The 14,244-nt window shown below is 65.0% G+C and carries 14 protein-coding genes; 9 read left to right on the top strand and 5 right to left on the bottom strand.

Translation table 11 applies throughout. The features are described 5' to 3' along the window. The first annotated feature begins 23 nt into the window (after nucleotides 1-23). The 3 genes from AC07VL_RS12145 to AC07VL_RS12135 all read left to right on the top strand — a co-directional run bounded on the left by AC07VL_RS12145 (nucleotide 24) and on the right by AC07VL_RS12135 (nucleotide 4,115). Entirely contained in the window at nucleotides 24-938 is a 915-nt protein-coding gene (locus AC07VL_RS12145) for a LysR family transcriptional regulator (protein WP_494806064.1), read from the top strand. A gap of 313 nt (nucleotides 939-1,251) precedes the next feature. Continuing rightward, nucleotides 1,252-2,373: a patatin-like phospholipase family protein gene (locus AC07VL_RS12140; protein WP_494806063.1), complete on the top strand. Its 1,122-nt coding sequence runs from the start codon at nucleotides 1,252-1,254 to the stop codon at nucleotides 2,371-2,373. 95 nt (nucleotides 2,374-2,468) lie between these two features. After that, nucleotides 2,469-4,115, top strand: a complete 1,647-nt coding sequence (locus AC07VL_RS12135) for a methyl-accepting chemotaxis protein (RefSeq protein WP_494806062.1) — start codon at nucleotides 2,469-2,471, stop codon at nucleotides 4,113-4,115. 123 nt (nucleotides 4,116-4,238) lie between these two features. On the opposite strand, the gene AC07VL_RS12130 is transcribed toward AC07VL_RS12135, so the two are convergent. Both AC07VL_RS12130 and AC07VL_RS12125 read right to left on the bottom strand, forming a co-directional pair. Next, on the bottom strand, nucleotides 4,239-4,595 hold the full coding sequence (locus tag AC07VL_RS12130; protein ID WP_494806061.1) for a hypothetical protein: 357 nt from the start codon (nucleotides 4,593-4,595) through the stop codon (nucleotides 4,239-4,241). 269 nt (nucleotides 4,596-4,864) lie between these two features. Then, the gene (locus tag AC07VL_RS12125; RefSeq protein WP_494806060.1) at nucleotides 4,865-5,302 is read right to left on the bottom strand and encodes a hypothetical protein; all 438 of its coding nucleotides are present in this window, start codon (nucleotides 5,300-5,302) and stop codon (nucleotides 4,865-4,867) included. 412 nt (nucleotides 5,303-5,714) lie between these two features. Here AC07VL_RS12125 and AC07VL_RS12120 point away from each other — a divergent pair, with 412 nt between their 5' ends. The 5 genes from AC07VL_RS12120 (at nucleotide 5,715) to AC07VL_RS12100 (ending at nucleotide 9,743) form a co-directional block, all read left to right on the top strand. Continuing rightward, nucleotides 5,715-6,608: a creatininase family protein gene (locus AC07VL_RS12120; protein ID WP_494806129.1), complete on the top strand. Its 894-nt coding sequence runs from the start codon at nucleotides 5,715-5,717 to the stop codon at nucleotides 6,606-6,608. Nucleotides 6,609-6,664: 56 nt separating this feature from the next. Beyond that, nucleotides 6,665-7,936, top strand: coding sequence for a YncE family protein (locus tag AC07VL_RS12115; RefSeq protein ID WP_494806059.1), 1,272 nt, complete (start codon nucleotides 6,665-6,667; stop codon nucleotides 7,934-7,936). A 197-nt stretch (nucleotides 7,937-8,133) separates the two neighbouring features. Beyond that, complete coding sequence (locus AC07VL_RS12110; protein ID WP_290601384.1) at nucleotides 8,134-8,505, top strand: VOC family protein; 372 nt, start codon at nucleotides 8,134-8,136, stop codon at nucleotides 8,503-8,505. A 27-nt stretch (nucleotides 8,506-8,532) separates the two neighbouring features. Then, nucleotides 8,533-8,862, top strand: a complete 330-nt coding sequence (locus tag AC07VL_RS12105; RefSeq protein WP_494806058.1) for a DUF2628 domain-containing protein — start codon at nucleotides 8,533-8,535, stop codon at nucleotides 8,860-8,862. A gap of 245 nt (nucleotides 8,863-9,107) precedes the next feature. Continuing rightward, nucleotides 9,108-9,743, top strand: a complete 636-nt coding sequence (locus AC07VL_RS12100; RefSeq protein WP_494806057.1) for a phasin family protein — start codon at nucleotides 9,108-9,110, stop codon at nucleotides 9,741-9,743. Nucleotides 9,744-9,906: 163 nt separating this feature from the next. Here AC07VL_RS12100 and AC07VL_RS12095 read toward each other — a convergent pair whose 3' ends face one another. Next, nucleotides 9,907-10,851, bottom strand: a complete 945-nt coding sequence (locus tag AC07VL_RS12095; RefSeq protein WP_494806056.1) for an alpha/beta hydrolase — start codon at nucleotides 10,849-10,851, stop codon at nucleotides 9,907-9,909. Nucleotides 10,852-11,011: 160 nt separating this feature from the next. Then, nucleotides 11,012-11,902, bottom strand: a complete 891-nt coding sequence (locus AC07VL_RS12090; RefSeq protein ID WP_290601380.1) for a LysR family transcriptional regulator ArgP — start codon at nucleotides 11,900-11,902, stop codon at nucleotides 11,012-11,014. Between the two features lie 204 nt (nucleotides 11,903-12,106). Between AC07VL_RS12090 and AC07VL_RS12085 the strand changes: the two genes are divergently transcribed. Further along, on the top strand, nucleotides 12,107-12,712 hold the full coding sequence (locus AC07VL_RS12085) for a LysE/ArgO family amino acid transporter (protein ID WP_494806055.1): 606 nt from the start codon (nucleotides 12,107-12,109) through the stop codon (nucleotides 12,710-12,712). Here the strand turns inward: AC07VL_RS12085 and AC07VL_RS12080 are convergent, their stop codons facing one another. Continuing rightward, nucleotides 12,713-14,128, bottom strand: a complete 1,416-nt coding sequence (locus AC07VL_RS12080) for a coniferyl aldehyde dehydrogenase (RefSeq protein ID WP_494806054.1) — start codon at nucleotides 14,126-14,128, stop codon at nucleotides 12,713-12,715. Nucleotides 14,129-14,244: the final 116 nt, after the last annotated feature.

Genomic DNA, 14,244 nt, shown 5'->3' with positions numbered 1-14,244 from the left:
AAATATTCCTGAATTGACATGGCATGGATAATCTGAACGGCATTGCCGCCTTCGTCCGCGCGGCGGAAACCTGCAGTTACGTGGCGGCCGGGCGCCTGCTCGGCGTGTCGGCTTCGGCCGTGGGCAAGAGCGTGGCGCGGCTGGAAGAAAAGCTGGGCGTGCGCCTGCTCAACCGCAGCACGCGGCGCATCAGCCTGAGCAACGAAGGCGCGCTGTTCTATGAGCGCTGCCAGCGCATCCTGGCCGACCTGGGCGATGCGGAGGCGGAACTGTCGCACCTGGCCGAGGCGCCGCGCGGCAAGCTCAAGGTGAGCCTGCCCGTCATCGGCTACCGCATCATCCTGCCCCTGCTGGCGGACTTTACGCGGCAATATCCCGAGATCGAGCTCGATCTCGATTTCAACGACCGCCTCGTCGACGTCGTGGCCGAGGGCGTGGACGTGGCCGTGCGCAGCGGCACCTTGACGGATTCGCGCCTGATGGCGCGCGAACTGGGGCCGTTCGCCTTTGCCATCGTGGGCTCGCCCGCCTATCTTGCCCGCCACGGCGTGCCGGCCACGCCGCGCGCGCTGGAGCGGCACGCCTGCGTGCGCTACAAATTCCCCACCACGGGCAAGCTGCAGGAATGGGCCGTGCGGCACGCCGAGGGCGATGGCGGCGGCGAACTGCGCCTGCCCACTGCCTTGACCTGCAACAATATCGAAGCCTTGATCGGCGCCGCGGCGCAGGGCGTGGGACTGGCCTATCTGCCGGACTTTATCGTGCGCGACGCCATCGCGCGCGGCGAACTGCAAGCCGTGCTGGACGGCTACCTGGACACTGCCAGCAAGTTCTGGGTGCTGTGGCCGTCGAGCCGCCACCTGTCGCCGAAAATCCGCGTGTTTGTCGACTTCCTCTGCAGCCATCTGCATTTTTCCGCGCCGCTTCCCGCCCGCTGACATGCCCAAGGGCCGCCGTGGCGGCTGCTTGAGGATTATTCCTACCCCAAAAGAGATTTTTCCTAACGTTGCGGAATTTTTATTTGCTGCGCCGCACCACGCTACGCCGCCGGGCATCAGCTTATGGTATTCCTGAATATCAGTCATGCGTTATTTAAATTGCCATATGGAATTTATTTATGTTAATTTCATATCTGTTTCTGCAACATTGTTTCCCTTTTATGCTGGCGGAAACATGGGTGTAATTCAGCGTTGTACGCAGCGAGTAACCAACAATTAGGGGCGCAAGCCCTGTTTTATTCAGGGAGTGTGCATGAAGACAGTCACCACGACGGCGCCAGATCCGGCACCGGCCGTCACAATTCAAGCGGCCCGCAAAACGGGCTTGCTGCTCGGTGGCGGCGCACCAAATTCCACCTTGATCGCGGGCGCCCTGGCCGCGTTCCTCGACGAGGGCATCGAATTCGACGTCATTTCCGCGTCCGGCGCCGGTGTGCTGATGGGCCTGCTGTACACGTCGCCGCACGAGGCGACGCCGCGCCAGGCGCTGCAGAGCTGGGCCGACACGGGCGTGGCCGACAGCATCTACAAGATGATTCCGATCAACTACAAGGTATTCCAGAAGCCGGGCATGCATGCCAGCACTTTCCGCGATGCCTTCCAGCCACCGGCCAACAATCCCTTTTTCCAGGCCTTCCAGCAAACGTTTGCGGGCATGCCCACGGCCTGGTCGGACTGGGGCAAGCTGATGGTGTCGTCGCTGTCGCCATCGGACCTGTCGGCAAAAAGCCTGGGCCTGTGCGCGCACCTGCCTTTCCTGGAAAAAGCCGTGGACTTTTCCGGCGTGGCGCGCATGCGTCCCGATTTCTACATCAATGCCTACAACCTCAGCGAACACCGCATGCAGATCTGGGGCAAGCACGAGATCGCGCCCGTCCACGTGCGCGCGGCCCTGTCCTTCCCCTTCCTGTACGCGCCGACGACCATCGCCGGCGATGACTACATCGAAGGCGCGGCCCTCGACACGCTCAATTTCGAGCCGTTTATCGAAGGCAAGGGCGAGCACCATGACGCCGACACCCTCGTCATCCTCGACATCCTCGGCGACGAGCGCCTGCTGCGCAAGCCGCGCAACCTGTATGACGCGTGGGTGCGTTCCATCATCACGCCGCTGGTAAAAATTTCCAAGAGCGAACTGCGCCTGTTCGAGCTCGAACACAACACGGATGCGCGCACGGGCCAGCCCAAGCGGCGCCTGCTCAAGCTCGACCTGATGGGCGGCATCCCCGAGAAACACTGGCCCGATACGCTGGACTGGTCCAGCTCGAACATGCAGCTGCTGTTCGACGTGGGCCACAAGGCGGGCCTGGCGTTCTGCCGCCAGCATGGCGACTTGCTGCGCCGCACGCCGGACGCCGCCCCGCTGGCGGCGTAAAGCCGAGCTGCACGCTTCCCGATCCCGGCCACCCGATCGGCAGCTATTTATCCTGCCTGGCCCCCGCCAGGCCACCCTTTTTACTGTGAAACACCATGAATATCACCAAGCAACTCATTCTGACCCTGACCATCGCCTTGCTGGCCCTGCTATTGCTGGGCGCGGGCGGCGCCATGCAGCTCAAGCGTGCCCAGGAGCGTTTCGATACCGTGCAAAACCGCATCATCCCCAGCATCCAGGGCTTGAACGCAGCCAAGGGTTTCCTGGCCGACTCGCGCCTGGCCGGCTACCGCCTGTCCGTCTTCTCGAACCTGGCCGACAAGACGGCGCTGGACAAGGCCGTCGCCGACGCCAACACGAATTTCGACAAGGTCATCGCCACCTACCGTTCCGAGCGCATCTATGACGCGACGGACAGCAAGATGCTGGACGCCGACCAGGCCGCCATGGAAGCGTACCGCCGCGCGCTGGTGCCTTTCTTTGCCGCCGCCTACGCGGGCGACATGGATGGCGTGCGCGCCACCTTGCTGGCTGGCACGCCGCTGGCCATCACGGCTGCGGCCGCCAAGAAGAGCATGGATGACCATATCGCCTACAACAACAAGCTGGTCGACGACGTCAAGGCGGAAAGCCTGGCTGCCTACGACACGGCCTTCAACACCATGCTGGCCGTGCTGGGCGTGGCCGTGCTGCTGACGGGCGCGCTGGCCTGGCACATCTACCGCACCATCAGCGGCGGCCTGGGCAATATCGAACACACCCTGGAGCGCGTCAGCGCCTCGCTGGACCTGTCGGCCGCCATGCCCGTCGAGCGCATGGATGAAGTGGGCCGCACGGCCACGGCCTTCAACAAGTTCCTCGAACGCATCGTCGATGTGATCGCCACCGTGCGCACGTCGGCCGATACGGTCAGCGTAGCGGCCGCGCAGATTTCCGCCGGCAACGCGGACCTGTCCGTGCGCACGGAGCAGCAGGCGTCTTCCCTGGAAGAAACAGCGTCCAGCCTGGAAGAGCTGACCTCGGCCGTGCGCCAGAATACGGACAATGCGCGCCAGGCGAATTCCTTGGCAGTGTCCGCCTCGGACGTGGCCCGCAAGGGCGGCGCCGTGGTGGCGCAAGTGGTGGGCACCATGGGTTCCATCAATGAATCGGCGAAGAAGATCGCCGACATCATCGGCGTGATCGACGGCATTGCCTTCCAGACCAATATTCTGGCGCTGAATGCGGCCGTGGAAGCGGCGCGCGCGGGCGAGCAGGGTCGTGGCTTCGCCGTGGTGGCCACCGAAGTGCGCAACCTGGCCCAGCGTTCGGCCGCGGCCGCCAAGGAAATCAAGGGCTTGATCGAAGATTCCGTGGACAAGGTCAACACGGGCAGCGCGCTGGTCGACCAGGCGGGCGCGACGATGGAAGAAATCGTCGCCAGCATCTTGCGCGTGACGGACATCATGGGCGACATCGCCAACGCCAGCCACGAGCAGAGCGCCGGCATCGAGCAGGTGAACCAGGCCATTTCGCAGATGGACCAGGTGACGCAGCAAAACGCGGCCCTGGTGGAAGAGGCGGCCGCAGCGGCATCCTCGCTGCAGGACCGCGCCGTGGAACTGGTCGACGTGGTGGCCGTGTTCCGCCTGCGCGGTGAAGCCAAGGGTAAATCGCTGACGGTGGCGGGCGGCTTGCCAGCCCCGGCTGCTGCCCCGGCCAGCCGGCGCCTGGCGCTGCCGGGCCGCAGCGCCCGCGGCTGATTCCCGTGACTGCCCCGGCACGCCGGGGCTTGCTTGCCGCAGCCCGGCATCGGGCCGCCGCCCTATTGACGCGGCTCAATAGCCTGCCTGGACTGGCGGGGCGCATGAGGGCGCCGCCGCAGGCTATGCGGACTTGCCGCAGTGCGCGCGCAGCTGGCTGCCCAGTCTGGCGCCAAAGAACACGAGCAGCGCAAAGGCCGCCAGCAGCGGCAGCGCCAGCAAGGCCAGCCCGTAGGTTACGGCGACTACCGGAAGCCAGCACAGCAATATGCCGGTGAAGCTGCCCAGGCCGATAGCCCGGTGGCGGGCGGGCTGGACGAACCATCCCTGGAGCATGCCGATGGCCAGGCCGCTCAACACAATGGCAAATGCATTCACGACCCAGGAATATCTCTCGCAGCCCGCGTAGACGAGAAATACCGCAAGGATGCTGCCAAGGGCGCTGATGACGCCGATCGTTCCCGTTCTCGCTGCATTCATGGCTGGCTCCCGGATGGGCTGCAAGCATGGCGGGAAGAGGGGCCGGCATGCAGGGGAGGGGTATCACGCACGTTGTTTGTCCAGTTTTTGCACAAAATCACTCTTGCTGCCATCCCACAGGCATGTCTGGCATCTGCCTGCGCGGAAGACGTGCCCGCACGCCGGCAAGCCATAGAGCACGTGGGCGCATTCGGGACACAAGCTGGCCATGCCCTTGGCGTCGTCGCGGTATGCGCTTGCGCATTCGTCGCAGGTCTTCACGCAGGCCTTCATGGCGACTGCCTGGCCGGCAGCGGGAAGTTTGGCGCCTTGCCCGCATTGGGCGCCTTGAATTCTGTCCATTCCTGGCCGGCCAGCCGGTATTCCAGCGTTCTTTCGTAGTGGCCCACGCCACCGTATTCGACTGCCAGCACGATGCAATGGGGCGCGGCGCGCCCGCCCAGCAGCCTGCGCATCGGTATGGCGCTGTCAACGATGGCGTCGCTTGGATTGAATTTCCCGCCGATATCGGCGATGCCCGCAGTGCCCGCCTTGTCGCGCCCCAGCAGATGCAGGACCTGGGGCGGCAGTTCGTCGAGGGAGGCGACGGCCTTGCCTTCTCCCGCATCGCATCGCCCGTCCTGGGCCAGGGCGGGCGCCGCAGCGGCGAGCAGGAACATCAACGCAGCACCGCATCCATATTGCATCTTCCAGTGTTCCTTCATCATGTCTGCCCATCCGGCGATATTGCGGCGATTTCCCGCCGCAGGATGCGGCTGCGGCAAGCGCGTGTCCGAAGGCGGGACGCTTCCCGGTAGCGGTATTCTAGCCTAAGCTTTTTGCCGAAGTGCATAATCGCTAATTATTTTATAAATATTGTTTTAGTGAAAAAATTGTCATTGATGTATGGCCTGCGCCAAGCTGCCAGGGCCGCCTTGGCATCTGGATGGTCGGCGCGCAGGCCGGCGCCGTTTCCTCCCTGATGCAAGACTAGCTGCTCCCGGTCAATTCCTTGCAAGCTGCCCCGTCAAATTAACGTGCCGTTCCCGTCATGATGGAATACAATTCCTGCGTGGCAGCCAGCTTGCCTGGCAAGGCCGGGCACGGCGTCACGCCTTGACCTTGGAAAGATGTTTGCTTATGACTCTGCAGTTCCCCCTGCCGAATGTACCTTTGGCGCCCCGCGCGCCCGCCAGACCGTCCAAGCCCTACGGTGTGCTGCTTGCCCTGACCCTGTCCTGCCTGATGCCTGCCGCGTCCGCCCTGGCGGCCGCGCCTGCCGGCAACAGCGTCATGCTGGAAGAGCTCACCAGCACGGAGCTGCGCAGCCGCATCGACCACGGCGCCACCACGGTGCTGGTGCCGATCGGCGGTGTCGAGCAGAGCGGGCCGTATATCGCGCTGGGCAAGCACAATGTGCGCGCCGGGCTGCTGGCGCGCCAGATCGCGCAAACGCTGGGCAACACCATCGTCGCGCCCGTCGTTTCCTACGTGCCGGAAGGAAGCATTTCCCCGCCGGCCGGCCACATGCGCTTTGCCGGCACGATTTCCATTCCGCCCGCCGCCTTCGAGGCCGTGCTGGAAGGCACGGCGGCCAGCCTGCGCCAGCATGGTTTCCGCGACATCATTTTTCTCGGCGACCATGGCGGGTATCAAAAGAATGAGCAGAACGTGGCGAACAAGCTGAACCGCGCCTGGGGCAAGGGGGCGGGCGGCAAGGAGGCGCGCGCCTACGCCTTGCTCGATTACTATGACGTCACGCAATCGGCCTACGTGGCCGAGCTGCAGAAGCGTGGCTACAGCAGTGCCGAGATCGGCCTGCACGCGGGCTTGGCGGACGCGGCGCTGATGCTGGCGACGGACCCGTCGCTGGTGCGCAGCGAAGCCATGGCGCACGGACCCAAGCCCGGCGTGGCCGACGGCGTGCGCGGCGACGCCACGCGGGCGACGCGGGAGCTGGGCCAGATCGGCATCAAATTGCAGGTCGACAGCTCGGTGGCCGCCATCAAGAAATTGCTGCAACGGAATCAATAATCTACCGCCGGGAGTGCGTAACTTCCGGCTTTTGCAACGAAAAGACGCGAAATCACATGAAAAAATCTCAACGACGCACCATCGTCACCCTGTCCGCCCTGGCTGCCGCACTGGCGGGCCTGGGCGTGGCCAGCCAGGTCATCGGCGCCAGCACGCCGGCACCTGCCGCCGCTGCTCCGGCCGCCGCGTATTCGCCGCTGCCCGGCATGCCGCCGCTGGTGGACCCGAAAAACGTGTATGGCAGCATCGCCCCCACCAATATGAGTCCCGTCGTCAAGGATCATCTGCGCCGGGTCTACGTGCCCAACCTGCGCTCGAACGACGTGTACGTGATCGACCAGGACAGCCTGAAGGTGGTGGACAAGTTCAAGGTGGGCAGCGGCCCGCAGCACGTCGTGCCGTCGTGGGACTTGCGCACCCTGTGGGTGGCGAACAATGCCGAGCGCACGGACAAGGGCAGCCTGACGCCGATCGACCCCTTGACGGGCAAGCCGGGCAAGGAAGTGCCCGTCGACGATCCCTACAATATGTATTACACGCCGGACGGCAAGTCGGCCATCGTCGTGGCCGAGGCGCGCCACCGCCTCGATTTCCGCGATCCGAAGACCATGGCCGTGCAGTATTCGATCGACACGCCCCAGTGCGGCGGCATCAACCATGCGGATTTCTCGAATGACGGCCGCTACGCCATGTTCACCTGCGAGTTCGACGGCACCATCGCCAAGATCGACCTGGTGGGCCGCAAGGTCGATGGCTACCTGAAACTGCAGATGCCGGCCAAGCGCTTTGCCGAGTCCGGTCCCGTGGGCGGCCCGGCAAATGAGATCTGCAGCGTCAAGAAGGGCATGCCGCAAGACATACGCATTTCGCCGGACGGCAAGAAATTCTTCATCGCCGACATGGACGCGGACGGCGTGCACATCGTCGATGGCGCCACCCTGAAGGAAATCGGCTTCATCCAGACGGGCGTGGGCGCGCACGGCCTGTACCCCAGCCGTGACGGTAAAAAGTTATACGTGGCCAACCGCGGCACGCACCGCATTCATGGCAAGCCGAAGGGCAAGGGCAGCGTCAGCGTGATCGATTTCGCCACGGAAAAAGTGGTGGCGAACTGGCCCATCCCCGGCGGCGGCAGCCCCGACATGGGCAATGTGAGTGCCGATGGCAAGTATCTGTGGCTGTCGGGCCGTTTCGACGATGTGGTGTACCGCATCGATACGACCAGCGGCGACGTGGCCAAGGTAAAAGTCGGCCAGGAACCGCACGGCCTGACCGTGTGGCCGCAGCCGGGCCGCTATTCGCTGGGTCATACGGGCAATTTGCGCTAGGCATCGCGCACATCGGCCTGTCGCCGTCAGCCCGGCGACGGGCCGGATGAGCGGGAGCCAGGCGGGCAGAACTGGCCCGCTGGCAACCCGGGCGCAGAGGGTGGCCGTGATGCCCCAGCCTGTCGTTTTTTACTTGGCAGGAAGGTAACATTGCGGCATACTGCGCTTCCTGTCTTTTACATCCACGGTATGCCATCATGATTCTTGATCACATCGGTTTGACTGTCAGCGATACACAGGCCAGCAAGGCCTTTTTCTCGGCCGCCCTGGCGCCCCTGGGCGTGTCGGTGGTGATGGAAGTGCAGGGCTGGGTCGGCCTGGGCAAGGACGGCAAGCCTGACTTCTGGTTCGGCGCGGGCGGCACGCCGCACGCCGGCATGCATCTCGCCTTTACGGCTGGCAGCCGCGAGCAGGTGCGCGCGTTTTACGCGGCCGCGCTGGCCGCTGGCGGCACGGACAATGGCCCGCCTGGCATCCGCGAAATCTATCACCCGAATTATTACGGCGCCTTCGTGCTGGGTCCGGACGGCCACAATGTCGAAGCCGTCTGCCACCTTGCCGAGGACTGACATCGCTCACTCTCTGAAAAGAACCGCATGACACACACCGCCACCCTGTTTGCGGACGACGCTGGCCGCTACGCCTACGTGCGGTCGGGCTTTTCCTGGCCGGCGCTTTTGCTGGGTTCGTTCTGGGCCGTGGCCAAGCGCCGCTGGTGGCTGTTGCTGCTCATGCTGGCGATGGATGCGTGCCTGTGGTTTGGCAGCCAGCTGGCGAGCGAATCGCGCATCGGCCCCATGATATTGCTCATGGCAGGCGCCGAGCTCAGCTACCTGCTGGCGCGCGGCTGGTATGGCAACCGCTGGCTCGAAGCCTCCTTGCGCCGCCACGGATACCGGCCGGTCGTGCCCGGCACCGGCGATTGATTGTTGCTGACATAAATTTTCCTTCCTGACACTGACGCTCGCCAAGGGTGAGCCGTCCAGCCAAAACTTTCTGCGCAGCTTAGCGCACCTTTGATCCAGATCATGCCTCGCCGACGGTGCTCACGTAGCCTTGGGACTCGCGTTGCAAAGCATCTCTCCACCCATCGGATATGTTTTTCGCGTCTCGTGGCCTGTGGCCACCTACTAAGCAGTTCATTCCAACCGTTATTTAATGAGGAAACTCCATGTATCCATATTCCCGTAGTGTTACCCCTGCTGCCAAAAACCATCTGGAAGCCCAACTGGCGTTTTTTAATGGCTTGTCGAAGTCCTTGTTCCATTCGGCGCAGCAATTCAATGACCTGAACATGCAACTGGCGCAAGGCTTGCTGGAGGAAGGCTCGATCACGAGCCAGAATCTGCTGACGGTCGAGCGCGTGGAAGATGCGCTGCAGGTCGCCGCCGCGGCGGGCCAGCCTGCCGCCGAGCACCTGCGCAAGTATCAGCAGCAACTGTCGCGCCTGGCCGCCGATACGCAGGTCGAACTGGCCAATGTGGCCGAGCAGCATGTGAATGAAACGAGCCGCACGGCCAAGGCCCTGGCGGAAGAAGTGGCGCGCACGGCGTCGGAAGAAACGGAGAAAAACGTGCGCAAGCAGCAGGAAGCCATGCAGCGCATCGCCGAACCGTTCCAGTCCTACCACCAGAACGGCGCCAACCGCGACCAGCGCAGCGCCCAAAGCCGTGATGGCCAAAGCCTGCAAAGCGCCAGCCACCAGGGCAGCCAGCAGTCGGCCGGCAGCGAAAGCGTGACCAGCGGCAGCGCTTCGCAAGCGGCTGGCGCACAAGGCAAAAGCACCAGCGCCAGCCGCAAGGAATAAGTCGGCGGCGGCTGCCGGCTGAACCATTGCCCCAAGGGCCGAGCCTTGGGGGCTGGCGCCTGCCGTCAGGCGGCCCCGCGTCGAGCGGGGCTCGGGCGGGGGCTCTGCGTCGAGCAGGGTCTGTCTCGCCTGCCTTTGCTGCTCCAGTCAAAGCGCCCGTCCCTCAGGGGATGGGCGTTTCCTCGTCCAGGGCCAGGGTGGCAGGGTGGGCTGGCGCGGCCGCCGTGGCGGGACCGCCCTGGGCGTCGATGAAGGCGCTCACGGCATCGAGGGTGGGAGCCAGCATGCGCAAGGGGGCGGCCAGCGAGGCGACCAGGGTGGCGTGGCTGACGGAATCGAAATAGGTTTCCGTCACGGGGCGCTGCTGCGCGCGCAAGGCGGCAGCCAGGCCGCCCGTGTTGCGCCGTGGATTGACCAGCTTGTCCTTGCCCGGCGCCGGCGCGATCAGCAGGGCGGGCGGTGCCTCGGCCGTCACGTGGTGGATCGGTTGCGACGCCAGGGGCGTGTCCGGGTAGAAGAAGACGGGGCGGGCCGTGGGATTTTCGATGGGCAGGAAGTCGTACGGGCCGGCCAGTCCTATCCATCCCCGCAAGTCGTGCGGGTGCATGCCGTGGCGCGCCAGCAGGCTGGCGTCGAGCGCCACCATGGCCGCATTGTAGGCGCCGGCGCTGTGGCCCATGACGAACAGGCGCGTCGGGTCGCCGCCGTGGCGGCTCGATTCCATCGCGGCCCAGGCCACGGCGCGGGCCGCATCCTGCAAAATCTCGGGGTAGTGCACGTCAGGATACAAGCGATAGTCGGCGATGACGGCAAGATAGCCGCGCGAAGCGAGCGCATGGCCGACGAAGGCGTAGTCGGCCCGTTCGCCCGACGTCCAGTTGCCGCCGTAAAAGAAAACCACGACCGGCACGGGGCCGGCGTGCACTTTCGGCGCATACACATCGAGTTTCTGCCGCGGCAGGGGGCCGTAGGCCAGGCCGCGCGTCACCTGCGAGGCGCTGCCGGACGACAGGGCATTGATGGCCGTCAAGGGCGAACAGGCGATCAGGCCGGCCGTCAGCGGCAGCGCAGCCAGCAGGCCCAGCACGGTAGTGCGCAGGATCGTCATGCTTGCCCCTGATCGTGTTGTATGGTGCTTGCAGTGTAGGCCACACAGGCCAGCATGCGCACGAGAAACTTGTATGGAAGCATAGATAATTGTCTGAAGGGTGAGGGCAGGCGCCGCCGCCATTGCGCGGTGCCCGTCCGGCGCCATGCATCGGGCGTCATCAATCCTGCAGCAGCCACTTGCGCGCCGTGGCGATGACGGCGTCCGACAGGGTGCGCGTGAGCGGCGTCTGGATATCCCAGGCGTGCCAGATCAGGGGCACGTCGAGCGCCTGGCCGGCGGCCACGTCGACGAGCCGTCCCGCGGCCAGCGCCGTTTCCGCCTGCAGCAGGGGCACCATGCCATAGGCATAGCCCGCTTCGATGAAGCGCACGAAGTCGCGCGCCGACCCCAGCACGTGGTGCGGGTAGCGCCCCGCGTAGCCGAGGCGGTGCTGCAGATAGCGCTCGTGCAGCGCATCCTTGCTGCCGAATGTGATGGCGGGCGCCTGGCTGACGGCCTCCACAGTAAAACCATGGGGAAACCATTGCCGCGCGAACGCGGGCGAGGCCACGCACAGGTAGCGCATGCCGCCCAGCGGCGTGGCCGTGGTGCCCGCCACGAGGTCGGTGGCGCTGGTGACGCAGGCAAACACGCGGCCTTCGCGCAGCTGGCTCAGGGTGTGGTCCTGGTCGTCGAGGCGGATGTCGAGCAGGCACGACGGCGGCGTCAGCAGCGGGCCCAGCGCTTCCGGTATCCACGTGGCGGCGCTGTCGGCATTGACGGCGATGGCCAGTTCCGGCAGCTGGGTCGTGGGTCCCGGCTGGGCATCGAGGGCCGCTTCGAGCAGCTTGACTTGCCGGTAGTGGGCGATCAGGCGCTGGCCCGCTTCCGTGGGCGCGGGCGGGTGGCTGCGGATGATCAATAGGGTGCCCTCCAGGTTTTCCAGGGTGCGGATGCGCTGCGACACTGCCGGCTGGCTGATGGCCAGCGCATGCGCGGCCTTTTCAAAGCTGCCCAGGCCGATCACGGCGTCGAGGGCGGCCAATCCACGGTAGTCCACGACGCGCATAAGTTTCTCTTATATATGGTTAAAATCATTCATTATACTTATATTTACTTTTTCTTTACACTGTTGAAATAGGGTAACAACTCCACTCTGCCGCGCGGTCCCCCTGGTTCCGCACCACCCTCCACCTACCACTGATGACTTTGCCGTTGCCGGCAGAGCGTGGGCGGCCGTGCGCGTGATGGAAAGCAATAGAAAGGAATCGATATGGACAGCGCAATTTTCTTGAAAGGCATGGGACTCGGGGCCAGCCTGATCGTGGCCATCGGCACGCAAAACGCCTTCCTGCTCAAGCAGGGGCTGAAACGCCATTACGTGCTCACCTGCATCCTCGTCTGCCTGCTGTGCGACGCCATGCTGATCACGGCCGGCGTGGCCGGCATGGGCACCTTTATTGCCGATAATCCCAATTTCCTGCTGTGGGCCAAGGCTGGCGGCGCCACCTTCCTCATTGCCTACGGCTTGCGCGCCGCCAAATCGGCGTGGCGTCCTTCGGCCCTGACGGTGTCGGCCGCGAAGGCGCCGGAAGGCTACTGGGCCGTGATCGGCGCGGCGCTCGCGTTCAGCCTGCTGAACCCGCACGCCTTCCTCGATACGGTGATTTTGCTCGGCTCCATCGGCGGCCAGCATGAAGGCGTGGGACGCTTCTACTTCGCCGGCGGCGCCATCATGGCCTCGGCCCTGTGGTTCTTCCTGCTGGGCTTTGGCGCCCGCTACCTGGCGCCCGTGTTTGCCAAGCCCATGGCCTGGCGCGTGCTCGACGGCATCATCGCCCTCGTCATGTGGGCCATCGCCGCCTCGCTGTTCCTGTAATCAGCGGGTCAGGAACGCCAGCACGCGGCTGGCCAGCTTGCCGTACGGCGGCCACAGCAGTTTTAGCGCGCTGTAGCGTGCCTGGTAAAACACGGGCCGCAGCTTGCTGAAAGTGTGGAAACCTTCCACGCCGTGGTAATGGCCCATGCCGGACGCGCCCACGCCGCCGAAGGGCAGGTCATGCTGGCCCACGTGGAACAGGGCATCGTTGACGGACACGCCGCCCGACATCACTCGGTCGATGAGCAGCTGCACCGTGCCGGCGTCGTTGCTGAACGGATAGATGGCCAGCGGGCGCGGCCCTGCGTTGATGCTGGCGATCACGGTCTCCAGCTTCGTATAGCCGCGCAGGGGCAGGATGGGGCCGAAGATTTCCCGCGTCAGCAGCAGGCTGTCCTCGGGGGCGCCCAGCACGATGTGCGGCGCGATCTTGCGCGTGGCCCGGTCGAAAGCCGGCCCCGGCAACAGGGAAATCACTTGCGCGCCCCGTTCCCGCGCTTCGTCCAGCGCCTGCAGCAGACGCTCGAAGGCGGCCTCGTCGATGATGGAAGTGTAGTCGGGCGTGTCCAGCGTGGGGTAGCGCGCGGGCACGATGGCGCGCGCATGCTCGACGAAGGCGGCGATGCTGGCCTGCGGCAGCCAGGCGTGGTCGACGCTGGTGCAGATCTGTCCCGCGTTCAGGTATTTCACGTAGAGGATGCGCTCGGCTGCCGTGCGCACGTCGAAACCGGCGCAGACGATGGCGGGGGCCTTGCCGCCCAGTTCCAGCGTGACGGGGCACAGATTGCGCGCGGCGGCCGCCATGACGGCGCGGCCCGTCTGGCCGGAACCCGTAAACAGCAGATGGTCGAAGGGCAGTTGCGAAAACGCAATGCCCACGCCGCCCGTCTCGTCAAAAAACTGCAATTTGTCCGGCGGGAAATAGGCGGGCATGGTCGCGATGAGCAGTCGGGCCAGGTGGCGCGAGTTTTCGCTCATCTTGACCATGGCGCGGTTGCCGGCGGCAAAGATGTAGGTCAAGGGCACGAAGCTCAGGTTGACGGGGAAGTTCCACGGCACGATGACGCCCACCACGCCCAGCGGCTGCGGGATCACGCGGTTGCGGGCGCCCGGGAAAGTGCGCCAGTCCACGCCACGGCGCTGCGGCCGCATCCATTTCTTCAGGTGTTTCAGCACATGGTCGATGCCGTCGATGGCGGGAAAAATTTCCGCCAGCAAAGTTTCGTGCCTGGAACGGTTGCCATAGTCGGCGCTGATCGCCTCGCACAGGGCTTCCCGGTGGTCGCGCAGGTAGCGCTGCAGGGTCTGCAGGTCGCGCTTGCGCTCGGCAAGCGTGGGCGCGGGCCGGGCCAGGCAGGCGGCCCGCTGGCGCGCCAGGGCGGCGTCGAGTGCGGCGTGCGCCGGGGAAGCGGTCATGTGCATGGGTCTCCTCGCGTGGACGGCGATAGTGCCACCGGCAGGGTACAGCAATCGGACGGCGGTGTGCGTCCCGCAGCATGCGGAAGCGGATGGCGGTGGTCGGCGTCAATCGT

The organism is Janthinobacterium sp. GW821-FHT03C08 (genome assembly GCF_059420905.1).
Note: the sequence above shows the minus strand (reverse complement) of the source record. Positions and strands in the feature narration are given on the sequence as shown.